At 46.2% G+C, this 17,374-nt stretch carries 20 protein-coding genes and 1 tRNA gene; 13 read left to right on the forward strand and 8 right to left on the reverse strand.

The genetic code is table 11. The features are described from left to right. Positions 1-10: 10 nt before the first annotated feature. From ACYOR7_RS14390 to ACYOR7_RS14410, 5 genes are read left to right on the forward strand one after another with little or no spacing between them, the layout of a single operon-like run. The gene (locus tag ACYOR7_RS14390) at positions 11-376 is read left to right on the forward strand and encodes a hypothetical protein (RefSeq protein WP_294806217.1); all 366 of its coding nucleotides are present in this window, start codon (positions 11-13) and stop codon (positions 374-376) included. Beyond that, positions 373-894, forward strand: a complete 522-nt coding sequence (locus tag ACYOR7_RS14395) for an urease accessory protein UreE (protein ID WP_479914396.1) — start codon at positions 373-375, stop codon at positions 892-894. The genes ACYOR7_RS14390 and ACYOR7_RS14395 overlap by 4 nt, the downstream gene beginning before the upstream one ends. Beyond that, a complete protein-coding gene (locus tag ACYOR7_RS14400) occupies positions 884-1,606 on the forward strand; it encodes an urease accessory protein UreF (protein WP_294806223.1) in 723 nt (240 codons plus the stop codon). The genes ACYOR7_RS14395 and ACYOR7_RS14400 overlap by 11 nt, the downstream gene beginning before the upstream one ends. Positions 1,607-1,621: 15 nt before the next feature. Next, positions 1,622-2,296 carry an urease accessory protein UreG gene (ureG, locus tag ACYOR7_RS14405; RefSeq protein ID WP_366137703.1) on the forward strand — a complete coding sequence of 225 codons (675 nt, stop codon included), beginning with the start codon at positions 1,622-1,624 and terminating at the stop codon, positions 2,294-2,296. Next, positions 2,253-3,266: an urease accessory protein UreD gene (locus ACYOR7_RS14410; protein ID WP_479914397.1), complete on the forward strand. Its 1,014-nt coding sequence runs from the start codon at positions 2,253-2,255 to the stop codon at positions 3,264-3,266. Before ureG ends, ACYOR7_RS14410 begins: the two co-directional genes overlap by 44 nt. Positions 3,267-3,310: 44 nt before the next feature. Here the strand turns inward: ACYOR7_RS14410 and ACYOR7_RS14415 are convergent, their stop codons facing one another. Both ACYOR7_RS14415 and ACYOR7_RS14420 read right to left on the reverse strand, forming a co-directional pair. Next, positions 3,311-3,463, reverse strand: a complete 153-nt coding sequence (locus ACYOR7_RS14415) for a hypothetical protein (RefSeq protein WP_294806231.1) — start codon at positions 3,461-3,463, stop codon at positions 3,311-3,313. Between the two features lie 99 nt (positions 3,464-3,562). Continuing rightward, a complete protein-coding gene (locus ACYOR7_RS14420; RefSeq protein WP_294806233.1) occupies positions 3,563-3,772 on the reverse strand; it encodes a hypothetical protein in 210 nt (69 codons plus the stop codon). A 266-nt stretch (positions 3,773-4,038) separates the two neighbouring features. Between ACYOR7_RS14420 and ACYOR7_RS14425 the strand changes: the two genes are divergently transcribed. Together ACYOR7_RS14425 and ACYOR7_RS14430 are read left to right on the forward strand one after the other, a co-directional pair. Next, positions 4,039-4,353, forward strand: a complete 315-nt coding sequence (locus tag ACYOR7_RS14425) for a DUF190 domain-containing protein (RefSeq protein WP_294806236.1) — start codon at positions 4,039-4,041, stop codon at positions 4,351-4,353. Positions 4,354-4,475: 122 nt separating this feature from the next. Continuing rightward, positions 4,476-5,351, forward strand: a complete 876-nt coding sequence (locus tag ACYOR7_RS14430) for an ADP-polyphosphate phosphotransferase (RefSeq protein ID WP_479914398.1) — start codon at positions 4,476-4,478, stop codon at positions 5,349-5,351. A gap of 79 nt (positions 5,352-5,430) precedes the next feature. Here ACYOR7_RS14430 and ACYOR7_RS14435 read toward each other — a convergent pair. Further along, a tRNA-Gly gene (locus ACYOR7_RS14435) sits at positions 5,431-5,502 on the reverse strand. Positions 5,503-7,388: 1,886 nt separating this feature from the next. Beyond that, on the reverse strand, positions 7,389-8,078 hold the full coding sequence (locus ACYOR7_RS14440) for a mechanosensitive ion channel domain-containing protein (RefSeq protein ID WP_294806241.1): 690 nt from the start codon (positions 8,076-8,078) through the stop codon (positions 7,389-7,391). Positions 8,079-8,441: 363 nt separating this feature from the next. On the opposite strand from ACYOR7_RS14440, the gene ACYOR7_RS14445 reads away from it, so the two are divergent. The 3 genes from ACYOR7_RS14445 (at position 8,442) to ACYOR7_RS14455 (ending at position 11,208) form a co-directional block, all read left to right on the forward strand. Next, complete coding sequence (locus ACYOR7_RS14445) at positions 8,442-9,290, forward strand: SDR family oxidoreductase (RefSeq protein ID WP_294806242.1); 849 nt, start codon at positions 8,442-8,444, stop codon at positions 9,288-9,290. Positions 9,291-10,183: 893 nt separating this feature from the next. Beyond that, complete coding sequence (locus tag ACYOR7_RS14450) at positions 10,184-10,597, forward strand: carboxymuconolactone decarboxylase family protein (protein ID WP_479914399.1); 414 nt, start codon at positions 10,184-10,186, stop codon at positions 10,595-10,597. A gap of 347 nt (positions 10,598-10,944) precedes the next feature. Then, the gene (locus ACYOR7_RS14455) at positions 10,945-11,208 is read left to right on the forward strand and encodes a hypothetical protein (protein WP_479914400.1); all 264 of its coding nucleotides are present in this window, start codon (positions 10,945-10,947) and stop codon (positions 11,206-11,208) included. Positions 11,209-11,979: 771 nt separating this feature from the next. Here ACYOR7_RS14455 and ACYOR7_RS14460 read toward each other — a convergent pair. Both ACYOR7_RS14460 and msrA read right to left on the reverse strand, forming a co-directional pair. Beyond that, positions 11,980-12,219, reverse strand: a complete 240-nt coding sequence (locus ACYOR7_RS14460) for a hypothetical protein (RefSeq protein ID WP_479914401.1) — start codon at positions 12,217-12,219, stop codon at positions 11,980-11,982. Positions 12,220-12,861: 642 nt separating this feature from the next. Further along, positions 12,862-13,407: a peptide-methionine (S)-S-oxide reductase MsrA gene (gene msrA / locus ACYOR7_RS14465; RefSeq protein ID WP_479914402.1), complete on the reverse strand. Its 546-nt coding sequence runs from the start codon at positions 13,405-13,407 to the stop codon at positions 12,862-12,864. Positions 13,408-13,869: 462 nt separating this feature from the next. Between msrA and ACYOR7_RS14470 the strand changes: the two genes are divergently transcribed. After that, positions 13,870-14,166 (forward strand): hypothetical protein, encoded by a 297-nt coding sequence (locus ACYOR7_RS14470; RefSeq protein WP_479914403.1) that lies wholly within the window; start codon positions 13,870-13,872, stop codon positions 14,164-14,166. Between the two features lie 4 nt (positions 14,167-14,170). Then, a complete protein-coding gene (locus ACYOR7_RS14475) occupies positions 14,171-14,590 on the forward strand; it encodes a hypothetical protein (protein WP_479914404.1) in 420 nt (139 codons plus the stop codon). A gap of 146 nt (positions 14,591-14,736) precedes the next feature. Here the strand turns inward: ACYOR7_RS14475 and ACYOR7_RS14480 are convergent, their stop codons facing one another. Beyond that, complete coding sequence (locus ACYOR7_RS14480) at positions 14,737-15,381, reverse strand: IPT/TIG domain-containing protein (protein WP_479914405.1); 645 nt, start codon at positions 15,379-15,381, stop codon at positions 14,737-14,739. Between the two features lie 489 nt (positions 15,382-15,870). On the opposite strand from ACYOR7_RS14480, the gene ACYOR7_RS14485 reads away from it, so the two are divergent. Then, positions 15,871-16,353, forward strand: coding sequence for a winged helix-turn-helix transcriptional regulator (locus tag ACYOR7_RS14485; protein WP_479914406.1), 483 nt, complete (start codon positions 15,871-15,873; stop codon positions 16,351-16,353). Positions 16,354-16,584: 231 nt separating this feature from the next. Here ACYOR7_RS14485 and ACYOR7_RS14490 read toward each other — a convergent pair whose 3' ends face one another. Beyond that, positions 16,585-17,178 carry a hypothetical protein gene (locus ACYOR7_RS14490; RefSeq protein ID WP_479914407.1) on the reverse strand — a complete coding sequence of 198 codons (594 nt, stop codon included), beginning with the start codon at positions 17,176-17,178 and terminating at the stop codon, positions 16,585-16,587. Positions 17,179-17,374 lie beyond the last annotated feature (196 nt).

The following is a 17,374-nucleotide window of genomic DNA, read 5'->3' on the forward strand; positions in this document are numbered from 1 at the left end:
AGCCGGTTCAATGATAAGGCACTGCGTCGAAGAAAGCAATGTCGATGAAGAGATGCACGTGGTGGACTGCTCCAGGATAAGGCACGTGACTTTGAAAGCAGGCAGGATAGAGTCGATGTCAGGTTTGGTAGACCCTGCCTCCCACCTGAACCTCGACTATCCTGACCACAGGGCCACCACCTGCATCATAGCCGAGAAATTTGAAAATGGCGCGAAAGTCCGGATGGACGACGACGGGCTCTTGTTCGCATTCGTCCCAAGATCCGCCTTTGCGCACCTGGGCCATGTCGACTATACCCAGAGGCTCACAGACTTGATAAAGGCGGTAAAGCATAACCAAGAGACAGGCGGGCAAAAGAAGGACAGGGCGCAATGACATTGCTCACAATAGATTCGGTCGTGGGGAACATCTACCGTGACAAGGAATTGAGAAAAAGACACGAAGAAATGTCGTCGCGGTTGCTGTGCGAATCCATAAAGATACACAGGATGGAGTCTCAGCGCGTGAGGATGAGAAAGGCGACGGACAAGGGCACAGACATCGCCCTGACGCTTCCCTCCGGCACAAAGCTTCGGCACGGCGACGTCCTTTTGCTCACCGACGAAAAGATGGTCGTCCTTGAACTAGAGCCGGAGAACGTCATCTCTCTGGAGGTAAGGGATAACCTCCACAAGGACGATGTCGTGGAAATCCCTGCCCGGGTCGGGCACGCCATAGGGAACCTGCACAGGCCGCTGAAGCTGGAAGACCGCAAGATCTATTTTCCGATACAGTCGGAATCCGAGATCGAAATGTTTACGAAAATGTTTTCTCCACTCCGGGATCACTTGGAGATAAAGAGCATGAAGATGGTCTTTGAGCCAAACGAGGGGCTGGACGTGCATGAGCACTGACAATACTTCTTCAGACATGATAACTGATCTGAGTATGCTGCAGCTTGCGGACTCTTTCTTTCCCACCGGCATGTACACGATGTCCAGCGGGCTGGAAGCGATTTTTTACGGCGGCAGAAAAAACAACAAGATGAACGCGGCGGAACTTCGAGACCTGATAAAGGTTTTCCTCGAGCAGCAGATAGGTCCCGCCGACTGCACCGCGCTCGGCAATGCCTACGAACACGCGTCTGCGTCCAACCTTTCCCTTCTGCTTGAGGTAGACAACACAATAGTCGCGATGCGGCTCGTGCAGGAGATCCGCAGTGCCTCGATAAGGTCCGGCACGCAGCTGGTAAAATGCGTCCATTCGTTTATACAGGACAATAAAATGCTGGCAGACTATGCAGATGCGATAAAGGACGGCCGCGCGTCAGGGCCCTATCCCGTGGCCCTTGGAGTTGCCGCAAGCGCGCTTTCTATCCCAAAGCGCAAAGCAGGGATGATGATGCTCTACTCATTCTCTGTCAGCATAATTGCAGCCGCGCTCAGGCTTGGCATGCTGCAGCACCTCGACGGCCAGAGGATATTGGACGAATTAAAGCCGACCATTTCTAAAACTGTAGAGTCGTTCATCGACAGGCCGCTGGACGGCATATGGCAGTTTGCTCCGCAGATAGACATCATCCAGATCGAGCACGAAAGGATGAGCAGTAAAATGTTTATTACTTGAGTGCAAATTATTTACATGAGCGAAGGCAAATTGAGCAGATCAAGGATCCCTCGAATCGGAGTAGGGGGGCCCGTAGGCTCTGGCAAGACCATGCTGATAGAGAAGGTCGTGCCCATTTTGGCGGCCCGGGGCTACAAGGTTGGGATAATCTCAAATGACGTCGTTTCCAAAGAGGACGCGGACAGGATGCGCAGGAACCTGGCCCGGGACCAGCAGCTGATGGCAGAGGACTTGGTGATAGGTCTTGCAACGGGAGGGTGCCCGCACACCGCGGTGAGGGAGGACCCGTCGATGAACCTCTCTGTCGTCGAAGAGATGGAATCAAAACACAGCAGCTACCTGGATCTCATCATGATAGAAAGCGGGGGCGACAACATCACCACGACTTTCAGCCCCGCCCTTGCAGATTATTTCATCTACATCATAGACGTGTCGGGAGGAGATAAGTATCCCAGAAAGCGCGGCCTTGGGATAGAGACCTGCGACCTGCTAGTGATAAACAAGATAGACCTGGCTCCGCTCGTCGGCGCAGACCTGTCGATAATGGACAGAGACGCAAAGCTGGTCCGCGGTGACAAGCCCCACGCCTTTGTCAACTGCAAGACGAACGAAGGGGTAGCCAAGGTCGCAGAGCACATCATCAGAGATGTTTTGTTTGAATCCGCACCAAAAGCCATCGCTAGACGTTGAAAAGAAGCAACAGCCGGTAAAAGAAGACAAACAAGACGTCAACAAGCTGGAATACTACCTTCCGCCAAGCATCCCGCCGGAAGTAGCAGCGTACGAATCCAAAATCGAACAGCTTGGAGTCGGCAAGGCCGGCAAACTTGGAGCCCTTGTCCTAGGCCTTGAGGCAGACAGGCACACTGGCAGGACTTCGGTAAAAACGCAGTACTCCAAGGTTCCCTTGTACACGCAGCGGGCGCTGTACCTGGAAGAAGCCCTTCCCGGCATGGCGTACATGTACATCATCTCGCCTTCCGGAGGAATACTGCAGGGAGACAGGTACAGGATGGACATTACGCTTGAAAACAAGGCGCTTGCGCACCTGACAACCCAGGGCGCAACCCGGCTGTACAGGATGGAGAAAAATTTTGCGACGCAGGTCGTGAACATCAATGTCGGTGAGGGCTGCTACCTCGAATACGTCCCGGACCAGATAATCCCGTACAAGGATTCGCGCTTTTACCAGATGGCAAACCTGCGCGTCCACGAGACTGGAACTCTGGTGTATTCGGAAGCAGTCACCCCCGGCAGGGTCGCGCGGGGAGAAAAGTTCGACTATGACATCTGCTACTTAAAGGCAGTCGGGCGCGACCAGACCACGGACAAACTGCGCTTTTTCGATGTGGCCATCTTGGAGCCAAAGAAGCGGAGCATGAAGCCGTTTGGCATGTTGGAAAACTATGACACCTTTGGGACCGTCTACATCCTGACGGAGAAGAAACACGTCGCCGAGCTCTGCGAAAAAATCAATGACAGCCTGAAGGGCGTACCTGGAGTCCTTGGAGGGGCCACGATTCTCTCAAACAACAGCGGCGTCATGGTGAGGCTGCTTGGAAACACGTTTGGCGAAGTCAAGGTGGCGATTTTTGAGGTCGTGCGAACCGTCCGGAGCATCGTGCTACATGCTCCTTTTTCCGGCATCAGAAAAGGGTGATTATGTTGCTACCGCTGCCCTAATCTTTTGATGTCGCTTCTCTGCTACCATCTACCTGTTACCCAGAATTCTGTTGTTCTGACGGCGTGCCCTTGCTGGTCCCTGTGCATGTCCGCCTCCAGCTTTGTGTCAAAGACGCCGTCGCAATCCTCGCACCAGGCAGCAAGTCTCTTTGCGTGCTTGTCAAACGCGTTCATTCTACACCTGTTTCAAAGACTACTTTATCGATGATAAACGTTTGGCGCGACGGACCTCGGTACGTGGATGGCAAAAAAATTTTATGCAAACATTTTTTTTCAGTGGAGATAGGACTCACCGCTTTTCATTATCTGCCTTGCCTCTGCAAGCGAAATCATCTCTTTTGCTATCATTACCTGCAAAAGCGTGCTGACGACGTTTTCCATGTTGTGCGGCAGCCGCGGGTCCGTGAACGAGGAAACTGCCGGAAGCCCCTGCTCCGCGCCGGGCTGGGGAGCTTGTTGTCTTTCCTTGGCTTTAGCTGCCATGTGTCTTGTCATGTCTGCAAGATCTATATAAACAGGGCTTCTTTTTCAGTAAATTACTAAACAAGAAAAATGTAATCCAGAAATATCAAGTGTAGATTACGGATTTACACCAATTTGCACAATATTTTCTCTCTACGCCTGCTCGGGAGTAGGAAAAAGCGCATCTGAAAGAACACTTGGAGATAAATATATGGCAGACGGCAACCAATCCAAATATGTCAGATTTTGGCAGGTCCGTCATGATCTGGAAGGTAGAGTAGTTTCCCATGGTGGCAAAAAGGATGTGGTGCCTGACGATCAGGATAAAAAAGAACGACGAGCTGAAAGGCAAAAGGCTCTACAACGCAATTTTGGATTACATGATGGAGGCAGGCATTTCGGGAGCCACCGTTGTCAATGCCGTCGATGGCTTTGGAAGGAGGGGCAAGTCCACCCTGCGCATCGAAGGCATCTCCATCAACTACCCGCTTGTGATAGAAGTCGTGGAGGAGCCAGACAAGCTGCTCCCGCTGCTTCCAGACATCAAGCGCATGGTAGACGACAACGGCATAATGACGTACCAAGAAGTATCGATGTTGTGAACAAAGGAGCTCCTTGAACGAACTTGGCACTTTGACACGACAAATTAGATGAACAAGGCCGCCGCTTTTGACGCAAAAAGCCAGCTAAATTATAATATATTCATCAGTGCCAATCGAAAACGATGAAGATTAATTCTGAGGATTTTGTTGTAGCAGCTGGGAAAAAAGTAAAACTGAAGAACTGGCCGACTAATGTAAAGCCCCTATACGGATCAACCGCGGAGTACAAAAAGATACTTGATGATCACATCGAAAAACTGAGTTCGCAACAAAATCTGCTTTTTGCGTCGAACCGTAACTCTTTGTTAATGATCTTTCAGGGAATGGATGCGGCAGGCAAAGACAGTGCCATCAAGCACGTGATGTCCGGCGTTAATCCTCTAGGCTGCCAGGTGTTTAGCTTCAAGCATCCTACGTCAACAGAACTCAAACATGACTTTCTGTGGAGAAGCTGCCTCTCCCTGCCTGAACGGGGACGGATTGGCATCTTTAACCGTTCTTATTATGAAGAGGTGCTTGCCGCTCGTATCCACCCGGAAATCCTTCGCAGCGAAGGGCTGGAGAAAGAAGAGTTAGCTGATGGAAAAAAGTTCTGGAAACAAAGGTACAATTCTATTGTGAATCTGGAGAAGCATTTGCATTATAATGGGACAAGAATAATCAAATTCTTTCTCCACCTTTCAAAGGAGGAACAGCGAAAGCGTTTCCTCCAGCGTATTGACGATCCAAAGAAGAACTGGAAATTCAGCCAGGCAGATGTTGAGGAGAGAAAGTTTTGGCGTGGCTACATGAAGGCTTATGAGGACTGTCTCCATGCAACAAGCACCGCCCACGCCCCCTGGTATGTTGTTCCTGCCGATGACAAGGAAAACACCCGGCTTATCATTTCCCAGATAGTTCTGGATACCCTGAAGGGACTTGACATGAGCTACCCGAAACTAGATTCCAAACATCTTGCTGAATTGCAATCCGCCCGCAAACTGCTTGCCAAAAAATGAAAACAAAAAAGGACATCCATTTCTGAATCATAGGTGTGACACTGCTAGATCGCCCTCCCGCCGGTCAAGGCATGAAAAATGCGGTCACCGGGATTCGAACCCGGGTATCGGGCTTGGGAAGCCCGAGTCATAACCACTAGACCATGACCGCTCCGTTGTAAACAACCGCGTTAGCTTCGATATTAAAATCTTTGATTATTATGAGCAAAGGACTTGCCAAGCTCGGGATTGCAGGTTCAAATCTACACTTTGCGCAATCAAATTTCGGCCCTTGCTATTTGGTTGCCGAGATCTTGCTGCGAATGGTGGTCAGTGTATCTCGTCTATAGGGAGACAAATTGGGTCTCGTGACTCATTAATAGATGGTGTCGAAGATTGTCCCCTGTGGTTATCGGTAGAAAAACTTGTGAACGAAATAAAACCAGATACTCGCTGAGGCAAGAAGGAAGTGGACACCTTCTGCAGAAACTCTTGCATCACTTTACATTAAAAGAGTTGAGGATACATTGCCTGAAACTGCATTTTAAATGCTAAAAAAACTAAATAATAGTTTTACTGTATATATTTAATGTCACATACGTACGAAATTAGACAGCACTTGTACCGTAAAAACGCGATACCTTCTTACTGTCATCTGTGCTCAAAGCCAGCGACCAAGGAGGTACTGTTTGAAACACCGGAATTCACAATTATGCAGAGATACTGTGATGAATGTGTACCAAAGGCGGAATTTGATACGCATCTAAAGAATAGCGATTATTTCCAAGAAGAAGTAGCGTGCTGAAAGGCAAAAGACCTGAAAAGGCATCACTGCCAGTCGGCGCATTGTGAAACATGCAAAAAAGACGCCGCTGTAGAAGTGCTGATCCATAGAGGAGATATCGACATGGCAGAGTTGCATAGGTTTTGTGATGGACGCCTCTGTTACATTCGGAATATGCAAGCTAAAAGGGATTAGGAATGAGATCTAGGGGATTTCTGCCATACTAGGTCTTCTTGGTCTGGAGAAACAAACGGCGCAGGGTTCCCTGCCTATCGGTTTGCATTTGGGTTCAAGCCACCTATCACACTGAGTACAATAGTTGGCGTCGTACCTGTGGGAGTATTTTATGCCTTTCCTGCCGTGCTTATGGCAACGTTTCATGGTCCTCTACGTCTCTACTCTGATTAACTTCGTTGCCCGCATATAGCTGTAGAGGGCGTTCTAATATGAAAAATCCATGCTCATCAAAGCAAACGTAGCATTCGTGTGTCTCGATAAGCTCTTGCAGACGTGGACAGCATACCTTATCAGTTTGCTCCATGATTACGCAGGGCGGCGATAGGAACTACTTCAGAAAAAGATCAAAATAATAGAATAAATGAGTTAAGGGTACATTGCAATGATTTTGATTTCTCTATGGCAAATTACTCGCTTGTACTCCTGTTGCTTTTATTTTATTGTGCGGCACTTGGATCCATGCTAACTCCATATGAAACAACGCCGATAGAGGATGTCAATGAAATAGAGACAACATCTACATCGCAGTATTGCTCTAGTTGTCCTTCAGTGGCAACTCACGTTGCATTTTATGAGGTGTGGGGCAGTACCATATTTCGGACTTATTGCGAGCACTGTCTGCCCAATCCAAAATCGCCGTGATTGAGAATAAAAACTGCTTTCGAGAGCAACACTGCAGTTGCCTCGGCCTAAACATCAGGCTATTTTACGGGATCGGGGTTTCCATAACTCGTTAAAGTTATTCACTTGAAACTATTACTAATCCCTTATAGTGTGCCAACATGCCCAGCCGGGAAAAGCCACAGAAAACCCGGCGGGGCCCGCAGGTCGGGGTCAATTTGACACTTGGTAAATCATCTTATTTACTGGTTTTGCAAAAAGGGATTTTCTGGCAAGAAAAACTCTAGGTGTTGCTATCATTCCCATGTTGAGCGACTTTGGACTCGGAACGGACAAGTCAAGCAAGGGCGCGACTTTTACTCGGTCCCTCAACCGCTGACAATTTTTGTGACCCAATAAATTAACAATGCTCCTCATCAAATGGTTTTGACAGGTGCTCCATTCGTGCGCCCCTTCACCAACACTAACCATGTACCTACCATGCTAGAGTTGGGTGCCAACATTTCATCCTGATTGGCATCTAGAATTACACGGGTGTATAAAAGGCTGATATCTGTAACTGTTCCCTTTTGCCCAAATACCGTTATGCTATTCCCTATCCTAAACGGCCTTGTAATAGCCAGATACAGTCTTGCGATGACGTTCCCAATTAAATTTGAAGAAGCAAAACCAATAACAAGCCCTGAGATAGTGCTAATGGATGCAGCTATTATGGGATTCTGCGACAGATATGAAATTACGAATGCAATCACTATTATGGCACCGACTGTTCGGACCAAACTCTTGATCGAGTTGGCAGTAGGCGCACAATGGGTAAGAACTAGCCTGTAAGAAATTGTGCTGAAAACTAGGATGATAAAGTAGCCGACGACAATGACTTCTGCAACTTGTAGATAAATCAGGTAGTCTTTCGGAACCAAAGGTTGCAGGATATATGTAGTAAGCATAAGAACCGCAGCAAGAATAATTCCAAGAACCAATGTCCACTTTATGGCGGACTTTCTCGCCTGAGTTCCTGTTATCGCTCTAGAATTCTCTGAATTATTCATGCTGGGAGTATTTTCTGGAGAATCTTCTAAAACAATTTCTAATTTAGAGTTCGACACCTAGTTGTATGCCCTCACACCCTTGTGGTCCAGTACTATGTTCTTGTGGCTTCTTATCATCCGGCAACTGACTCTCACATCTTCTGGACAATTGTTCCAGCAAGCGATCCCACAACTGCATAGGTCGAATTTCACTTTGCCGTCATTCTTCTTATGGTCTGTATCAGCAGCAATGCGCCATCATGACCAAAATATGCCCCTGGAGTATTTTCTCAATTTCATCTTGGGCTCTGCCAGCTCTTTGGGTCATAGACAATAACAATGAGATAGTTTTTGTAATCCGATAACTTGACAATGCCAAAATGATGATGCAACTTTGGACATGCAGGATGCTTAAGTATCATTTCCTCATTATAGTCTTCGATGCCTTCTCCATCAGATGATAAAAGACAAAGGGTAGCTGTCATCACGGGCAGCTCAAGCGGTATCGGCCTTGAAACAGCATTGATGCTGGCCAGAAACGGCTTTGTTGTTTACGCGACGATGCGTGATCTCGCCAAGGCCAGCAACCTTCAAACAATTGCAGGGAAGGAACACCTTGACATCCGTACAATGCAGCTTGACGTAACAGAGGACTCCTCTGTCAAGAATGCAACAAGTTCCATAGTCTCCGGTGCCGGCAGGATTGACGTTCTAGTAAATAATGCGGGTTATGGGCTGGTCGGGCCTTTTGAGGACCTAGCCATCGAGGAAATAAAGACGCAATTTGAGACCAATTTTTATGGAGTCATAAGGGTTACACAGGCTGCGCTGCCACAGATGAGAAAGCAGATGTCAGGCAGAATAATTAACATGAGCTCCGGTGCTGGGAGATTTGGATATCCTAGCGGGGCTGCGTACGTCAGCTCAAAATTTGCACTTGAAGGATTGAGCGAGTGCTTATCCCATGAGCTAGATCAATTTGGAATCAAAGTAATATTGGTGGAACCAGGCTTCATCAAAACTAATTTTGGCAACAACGCTGCAATGGCCAAGCAAGCATCCGACCCTCGCTCTCCCTATGCCAAAATGATGCAAGAAAGGCAGTCTACGTTTACCGAGCTTGCAAGCCATGCTGCACCTGCAACGCTTGTGGCCGAGAAGGTCTTGGAAGCAGCTACCACAGACAATCCAAAACTCCGTTATTTGGCAGGAAGTGATGTGGAGCAATGGGTTGCTGCAAAGAGGCGCATGTCAGATGAGGAATTCTTTGCAATGATAAAAAGAGTATAGACAAGCCGCTGACACTGTTAAAGGAAGAATCATTCCGAGTCAATACGTGTAGGCAGAATATGTGCTGCTTCTGGAGGCTCATCAGGATTTTCCAAACCTCGTTTGAAAATGAACGGGTTTGCCGCAGCAGGGATAGGTGTCTCTTGACCGTCGCAAAGAAGTCTAGGAATTGGTTTGCTACAGTCAATTGTCATATCTGAAACCTACGACTTGATCGCAGGGCAAGAAGGCTATAGGTATGAATTGAGCATTAGAAGAGATCCTTGAATCTATTTTTCAGGAGAAACTACTATAATGAAGGGTGATTGTGAAACCTGATTCTTGTTCATAAAAAGAAATTAAGCACGCGATTTAATTTGCAAATCGACATTCGTGGAACATGGCAATGCATAGGAATGTGCGTGCACGGACAGTAGATCAGATGAACAATGTGATTACAACGGATTGTGAGTTAATTGAGCAGGACCAATTTACGGGCCAGGTGATAAGAAGAGAAAAACACCAAATTCTGGCTGACCGTCATCAATCATCCGTTGTCACTATTAACAAAATTAGCGTCTTGAGTGCCATGTGACTAACGTCAGCACATATTCGTTTTCCGAATAGCTCTGTTAACTCTGCAGTCAGTACAATAATGATGAGACAATTTTTGTGACTCGATAAAATTAACAGTGCCGTCTCTGCTATGACAAGGAGATGGCAAGGGAACAGCTTTCAAAGATCACAAGATGCTAGTGGCGGCAGCAGCAAACGACAAGGACTTCTCTATGCGCTCTTATTCATGCTGGAAGAGGACAAGTAAGAGAAAGGCGCCAGAAATATCGTTATCTATGCACCTTATAGAACTACCGTGATAAATCGCTAAATTAATCCCAATTTTATCTAATGCTACAATGACTGCAATGGTTACTTCTTCTTACGAACAAACACGAACCGAGATACAAAAAACATTTGGAAGCATTCCGGGGTTCATGGCTGCAGTGCCGCAAGACGTTCTTGTACAGATGTGGCCAATCATGAAACACTACATGATGGGCGAATCAAAGATTCCTCCAAAATACAGAGAAATGATTAGCTTGGCAGTTGGGGCCACATTGAAGTGTCCTTACTGTGAAACCTTCCACAGAGCTTCAGCGAAAATGAGCGGTGCGACAGAAGAAGAGTTGGCAGAAGTAGGCGTGTTGGTCGGACAGGTAACATTCTGGAGTTCGATCCTTCACACCTTAAACTACGACATGAACACGTTCATGAAAGAGTTCAGTGCGATGGGAGAATACTTGTCAAAGCAGTCTCGACAGACTGTATAAGCAATGGCCTCTGTTTTTTTGGCTGATGCTTTTGTTTTTTTTTGGAACTACAAGACAAGCATCGGGAAGGGCTGGAGTGCCAAATTTGCACTGCCAGCTACCTTCCAGCACCGAGGGATTAAGGATTTTGGCTAACTAGGTTTGCTGAGTAGTAGTCTAAAAGAGGTTTGATCAACGCTCGGAAACAAAAAGACCCTGCAAACTCCAACGCCGTCGCGGTGCCGCAGCCATTCCAACAATCGAAACCTTTAAAGCAACAACAACCATTGCAATGCGTGACGTACGTCTCTATTCTTCACTAACGAAAAGATTTGTGACGGTTTAGGCGAACGGAGTGAAAAATCAAAATGGAAACAAAAACAGCTACAACTATTATAAAAAATGAAAAAAATATGGGAAGAAGGATATCAAGGCATGTGCAATTTACGCTTTGCGGCTCTTGTTTTTGGTGCGCATCGTATCTGGATGGAAGAGGGTTGGAAAAATGCCCCTCCTGTGAGAGCGACAAGGTTGAATCAATGCCAGTCGCAGGCAATGAAATGTTTACGTTTGACTATGGCACTCTGCGCGGCGTGACTGTGCATTTTGTTCCATCAAAATCACTTGCCTAGGAGTATATCTATTCTATATCCAGAGTCATTCTAGACGATTGTTGTAGGAGGACCTCTCCATTCACCAATCGGTCAATAGTCGTAACATCATCATTATTTCTATTACAATCATCTATCTCTCGATGCAGACGGATTATCACTGAAATTTGCTTGTTCATTCTGGCCAGAAAGCCCGCAAGGGCAAGTAAGGCTGGTTTTCTCTATCTTTCCAAATCATATCGAGAAATCGGAGGTCAGAGGGGTTCTGGTGCTTTTACAAGGCCTTTGCCCGCAAACCCAGCCCATTTCTGATCCCGTGTGAGCAAATCATTTACGACTTGCTTTCAGTATCTGTATGATTTCTGAAATTAAACGTGTTGTGGTACAACCTTCGAACACCGTAGAACCAAGTTAATCGAGCGTTTTATAGCTCGGTAGCGATGAATAGACTGCTGCAACAAAGACAATTCCCACGGGTCCTGTCTTCTGGTATTCATGACAGGGGACAGGGCCATTAAACAATCGAGTTCATCAAACGTTTGATATACATCAAAAAAAGGAGGGGCAGCATATTGCTGCGAAGGTCACTGTCCAAGCGAGGTCTCCAACGAATCGAGCTGTTGCCGTTATACCGGATCCGTCTTTTGCGCTAATGGTATAGCCATCTGGCATTTTACATTAGTTGGATGTGCTCTGCTAACCTTCGGGTCATATACAATAATGATGAGATAATTTTTGTGACCGCTACATATTAGCAATGCCACTAAAATGTTATCTCTGTTTTTACACTGGTTACTGTGCAGCAGCAATGCTACTATTGCCTTCATACCTGAACGCTATGAGGGCGCCGGGGTTCTTTATGGCGGTGACCGGTTCATTTGCATTGCTGTTCATCGATTGCACGGGACCTTCAGAGTCTGTAATTACATAGATTGTCCTTCCGTCCGGGCTAAACGCCAAGTCGCGGTAGCGGTTCTCTGAATGGAACAGTGCCTTGGGCTCCTCTATGATGCCTGTTCCGTCTTCATTCAACCTTATCTGGAATATTACATTGTATTTTTGTAATTTTGGAGGTCATTTTGACAAGACAAGGCAAAAGAGGCATATCGAACGGGTCTATGAAGAGGCCGAAATGGCGTCTGACGATAATAATTGTTACATAAAGAAGCCGCTGGAACAAAGTAAATAGGTTAGTCTCGGAGTAGCGATAAATGCCAAAAGCTCTTGAAAAATGCCAAGAAAATCTTTGTTATTGGCCTGATGGCCCTTCTTGTTCTTTCGGTGACCCTTAGCGCCCTTACATTTTACTCCAGAGCGCCACCAATGCCTTCAGTGCAGACATTTTCTGACCTGAATTCACAGCTTAACACTCTGGTCTCTGGATGCATCCAGTCCTTGCCTAACGGCACACAAGAATGCGACACTCATCTAAATGAAGTTGTCAGTAAGCTATGTCAGCAGAGCAATGATTCCTTGGATGCTTGCAATGATGGAAAGGTGCAGCAATATTATCAGAAGAGACACAACAGCTGATATTCTCGATGGCGCCGTTAGCTAGTCATCGGATGGCCAATTTTGAGATGTCGAGCTTCTTTGCCTAGGGATTGCTGCCGTGCATGTATATATGCCATTATGATGTTCCGTTTTCAGGGTACTGGATCGTGATTCCTCTCTTTAGCTCTTTACATCCTTCTCATATTGCTTGAGCAGCTTGCGAATCTTGGGTTCAATGACAAACCTGCAATATTGCGCATCCTGATGGTTTTCATAGTATTTCTTGTGATAATCTTCTGCGATGTAAAAGTTCTTGAAAGGCGTTATCTCTGTTACGATTGGGTCATTATAGATGCCCTCTTCTTCAAGCTCTCTTTTTGAATTCTCTGCAATCTCTCTTTGTCTGTCATCATGGTAAAATATTGCCGATCTGTACTGCGTGCCTACATCGGCTCCTTGCCTGTTCAGGGTAGTTGGGTCGTGGGTATGCCAGAAAACGTCAAGCAGTTTTTCAAAAGAGATGACCGCCGGATCAAATTCTATTTGAGCAGCTTCCGCGTGACCCGTCCTTCCCGTGCATACATCATCGTACGATGGATCTTCTATCTTTCCTCCTGAATACCCGGGAACGACGGATTTTACTCCCTTTAGCCTGCTGAATACTGCCTCGGAGCACCAGAAGCAGCCGTTGGCAAGCGTAGCAATTTCAGTTGTAGTAGTAGTCATCGTCATACTCTATCTCCTTCTTTCTTATCATCATAAACGTCACAATAAATGTTCAGCAGGGGTAAAACGTATCAATAGTGTGAATTAATATACATACACTCTGCCGCGTGTAACTGTTTAAGATTATGATGCGGCAAGAAATCCCAGTATATGGACCAAGGAGAACCCGGTGTAGATTATGATGAACCTAATCTTAACCCGCTCATATGTGACATCTGCAAGCAGAGATTCGATAGCCTAGACAAGCTTGGCGAGCATCAAAAGATTGAACACGATATGTGATCGAGAATCCACAAAAATAGAGAGCGATACCGCTCTGAACTGAACAGCAAGTCTTTGCGACATACAGCTCAAGCGTCAGCAACCAGAATACTTGGAAACTTTTGGCCCCGCTGGATACTTGGTTTCACGCTACCTGATGTCATGCTAACTCATTTAGATTAATTTCTGCCAATACTATACATGAGTAGCAACCAAGATGAAAGTCAGAAAAGCGATAATAACATACAACAGATGTCGTCTCAGTGGGCAGAGATAATTGGGCAGCTCTTTGACAGGCTTACCGGCAAAGGAGCCTCGGTAACATACACCTTTGATAACCTGGTGATTGATATGCCAAAAGCACATGGCCCAAGTGGGCAGGAATTGGGGAGTGCCCGCTGGACGGTAAATGGCAGATTAGTCATAACTGCCGAGACACACAGGCTAGATCAGGAGGAAGGAATGCAAAGGCTGACCTCGACTAGTTCAGGCGCATAATCCTATGCTTGATGATAAAGAGCATCTGCACATCGATGAGCGAGACGCTATAGCCGAGTGGTTGGCATTGGCACTATATGCCGCAAAAGCAGGCGCCATAGCAGTCGATTTTGGAGACGAACCTGCAGTGAAAATAACAGCCAAAAATGGAGAGGTATCGGTGGATCTCTTGCGGCCTACTATTTTCAAAGTTCAACAAGACGAAACCGGCCTATTTGACAAGCTAAAAACTGCCTCGGAGTTTGGGAAAAAGTTATCTGAAAACGGTGTGACTCTGTCTATCTTGAGGAGAAATAAAGAGGCAATACGGCTAGGAAAAGGAGCTCATCCATCATTTTCACGATTGATTACCAAGAGTGATGATATTCAGATGACCAGTACGTCAGAACTTGTAAAGCTAAAACGAGATTTGAAGACGGATTAAACCATTTGCGCGTGCGCGCGTATATTTGCTCAAAAGCCTCATGAGGCTCTATATCCGTATGCCCCATCCCTACAAGGCCGAACACTATGACTTGGAACCATAATATTATGTCCGCTTCAACGATTAGCTACCCCTTCTCTAACCCTTCATGAAAAAAAGGAAGGACGGGATGGGTAATAGGAGAATGATGTTGGCGCAAATGGTGTCTTTGGCAGTGCTATAATTTCGACAGAGGCTGTTGCTGATTTGCCGTGGGTGTCTTTGGCAGTAATATTGTAGCTTCCACCCTTTGCGTCACGAGGGGTTGTTATTGTTGTGTTAAAGGCGCCAGACTTGTCTGAATTGGCAGTTGTAGTAGCTGATGAACTGTTGCCAAAGGTCACGGTGATAGTGTCATTTGCGCTAAATCCAGAGCCCTTTATCACCACAATGTCTCCTGCATTTACGGAATTCGGCGCCACAGTAATGGTTGATGGCAATGGATTGCCAATAGCCTTCTTGAGAGAAGATGTGGCGTTTGAAAGGGCGCCACCAATTATGCCGCCTGCTGCCGAAGTTGCATTACCAAGAGCATTGCCTGCAGAGGCCGTCGCGTTTCCCGCTTCCTTGGCGGCATTCTGCGCCGAGCTAGTCGCATTGCGTGTAGCCTCCGACGACGTCGCATTCTGCTGGGACGCGCTACCTGATGTCTGGTTTGCGTTTTGGCCTTGTTGTCCTGCCGCAGTTGCGCTACCTACCGCAAGCGCCTGCGTCAAAAGCGAACCGACTATTGCAAGACCTGCAACAAACATTACAGTTACAAGTACCGGACGGTGATTCTTACTTCTTTTTTCAGAGTGCATATTTTTCTTCATCGAATCTTCGTCGCAAAAATATTAATGAGTCACGACTTTTCGACACAAGCATGTGGCTCCTATATGCTATTATCGCGCTGTCTAAATGCAAAAGTGAAGGAAGAAAAGCAGGTAGTAGTCAATGGTGCATATTCTATGCCAGAAACGAAGTTCCAGTTTTCGTACAAGCTGCTGCAGACAACTATGATTTAGCGATAAAACGGCCTAATTGGCTGATAACCCAGATTTGATGCGATTTTTCTTACATCGCGTATTGCTACTCTTTAGGCGGTTCGCCTTCTGACCTGCAGCCAGAATCATCTGTTGCACGAAACGTTATCTGACAAACCATAATTTGTTGATAACAACTTAATAAAACAACATTTATTTGCAAAGTTGATTACAGACGATATGTTCTAATCTTGGTAAATGTGTTTGTGAATTGCAGTGACGAGAGGAGAAAACAAGTTATCCAAGCTAGACAAGCGGATTCTAAATATTCTGCTTGGCTCAAATGACAGCTATTCTACTTCAAAGTCGATTGGAATAAAACTTGACGTTCCTGCGACCACTATACAGCGTCGCCGAAAACGACTGGAAAAAGAAGAATTGAGACCTTGTCATGAAATGGACCTTGAAAAATACAAACTTCATAGGGTAGAATTCCTAATTGCAACTAGTGGCGGGCAGACACTGAGCGTTGCAAAGAGGTTGCTGAAACTAAAGGAAGTCACATACGCCGCCATTAGCATCGGTCAGCCCACTATTGACTTGAGGATAGAAGCCATTTTGAAGGACAATGAAGATATCCTGAGAGTATTGGAGATGATAAAAGCCACGGCAGGTGTAAGAGACGCGGTGTGGACCGAGATCGTCCAGGTAGTGCAAAGGAATGCCGCCGTTCCTGAGCATATAATCAATGAACTTTGAGCAAGTCAACCCCCTGCAAAAAGAGCTATAAATCTTGATTTTGTAATGTTTGGCGGCCACTATTGTATTTTGAAAATATAGGCGGCTTGCTCTCCTATATTCTTGTTATCCATCTTTTGCATCTCTCATCGACGCCGCCGTCTTAGCCAAAAGCAATACGCTCGACAAGCGTTCAAAGTGGTATATGTTGTGTCGGTATCGGCGGCCTTTTCCTCTCTCTCTGCTTTCTAATTAGTGATCTATGCCTGCAATGACTTTGCCGCTGCTACTACTAATGTTGCGGTCGCCAATTATTTTTTCCAGTCTTGGATTAGTTCTTTTTGAATAAATTTCCTCGGACCATACAACTTTTTCAACTCTATCTTGATGCTTTGCCCACGATATCAAGTCAAGTACCTGTAGGCCATTCCTAAAGACAAAAGTGCCAATAATGTCCGAGTTTCCAAGGTGCACACCGACAGAGAATATGCCCTCGCGAGCAAGCAGCTTGTCAACCGTATCAGATATGTTATTGTCATCTACATAGACATGCAAAAAGCCTTTCTTTATGCCGAGTTTTGGATAGCCCAGTTCAAAGGTAGGTTTATGAAATCGCTTTTGAACAAGTAACCTTGCTCTCCTCTGGATGGTGCTGACAGGCTTGTTTAGAAGTTTCGCGCTTTCGCGAGATGTGTGACCTGACAACAGAAGGTCCATTAGCTCTAGGTCAGTCTTGTCCGGGTGGCGCTGGGTTGATGAGTATCTTCTTTTAGAATTGTTGCCATTTTCGTCCATGTCATAATGCGTGTCGACCTCATTACCGTCTGTCGACCTGCCATTTACCATGATATAATTGCCTTCCAAAGCATGACATTAAACGCTTGTGGAGAGATGGTGCAAAGTAAACAGCAAACTAACACTATATGCAATTATTGCGAAATATTGCATTTTTATCTGTTGATTTGTTCCATAATAACTACTTCTGCGTTACCTACTTGTACGCATTTATCATCATTAGAATATCGACTCGAATTTACTATCT

Source organism: Candidatus Nitrososphaera sp. 86-2, assembly GCF_056726185.1.

Coding starts and splice junctions, on each gene's coding strand:
- ACYOR7_RS14410 (WP_479914397.1), top strand. CDS start 2,253: ATGTTTTGTTTGAATCCGCACCAAAAGCCATCGCTAGACGTTGAAAAG.
- ACYOR7_RS14390 (WP_294806217.1), top strand. CDS start 11: ATGATAAGGCACTGCGTCGAAGAAAGCAATGTCGATGAAGAGATGCAC.
- ACYOR7_RS14430 (WP_479914398.1), top strand. CDS start 4,476: ATGAAGATTAATTCTGAGGATTTTGTTGTAGCAGCTGGGAAAAAAGTA.
- ACYOR7_RS14445 (WP_294806242.1), top strand. CDS start 8,442: ATGCCTTCTCCATCAGATGATAAAAGACAAAGGGTAGCTGTCATCACG.
- ACYOR7_RS14470 (WP_479914403.1), top strand. CDS start 13,870: ATGAGTAGCAACCAAGATGAAAGTCAGAAAAGCGATAATAACATACAA.
- ACYOR7_RS14415 (WP_294806231.1), bottom strand. CDS start 3,463: ATGAACGCGTTTGACAAGCACGCAAAGAGACTTGCTGCCTGGTGCGAG.
- ACYOR7_RS14450 (WP_479914399.1), top strand. CDS start 10,184: ATGACTGCAATGGTTACTTCTTCTTACGAACAAACACGAACCGAGATA.
- ACYOR7_RS14395 (WP_479914396.1), top strand. CDS start 373: ATGACATTGCTCACAATAGATTCGGTCGTGGGGAACATCTACCGTGAC.
- ACYOR7_RS14455 (WP_479914400.1), top strand. CDS start 10,945: ATGGAAACAAAAACAGCTACAACTATTATAAAAAATGAAAAAAATATG.
- ACYOR7_RS14425 (WP_294806236.1), top strand. CDS start 4,039: ATGGTGGCAAAAAGGATGTGGTGCCTGACGATCAGGATAAAAAAGAAC.
- ACYOR7_RS14490 (WP_479914407.1), bottom strand. CDS start 17,178: ATGGTAAATGGCAGGTCGACAGACGGTAATGAGGTCGACACGCATTAT.
- ACYOR7_RS14475 (WP_479914404.1), top strand. CDS start 14,171: ATGCTTGATGATAAAGAGCATCTGCACATCGATGAGCGAGACGCTATA.
- ureG (WP_366137703.1), top strand. CDS start 1,622: ATGAGCGAAGGCAAATTGAGCAGATCAAGGATCCCTCGAATCGGAGTA.
- msrA (WP_479914402.1), bottom strand. CDS start 13,407: ATGACTACTACTACAACTGAAATTGCTACGCTTGCCAACGGCTGCTTC.
- ACYOR7_RS14480 (WP_479914405.1), bottom strand. CDS start 15,381: ATGTTTGTTGCAGGTCTTGCAATAGTCGGTTCGCTTTTGACGCAGGCG.
- ACYOR7_RS14400 (WP_294806223.1), top strand. CDS start 884: ATGAGCACTGACAATACTTCTTCAGACATGATAACTGATCTGAGTATG.
- ACYOR7_RS14420 (WP_294806233.1), bottom strand. CDS start 3,772: ATGGCAGCTAAAGCCAAGGAAAGACAACAAGCTCCCCAGCCCGGCGCG.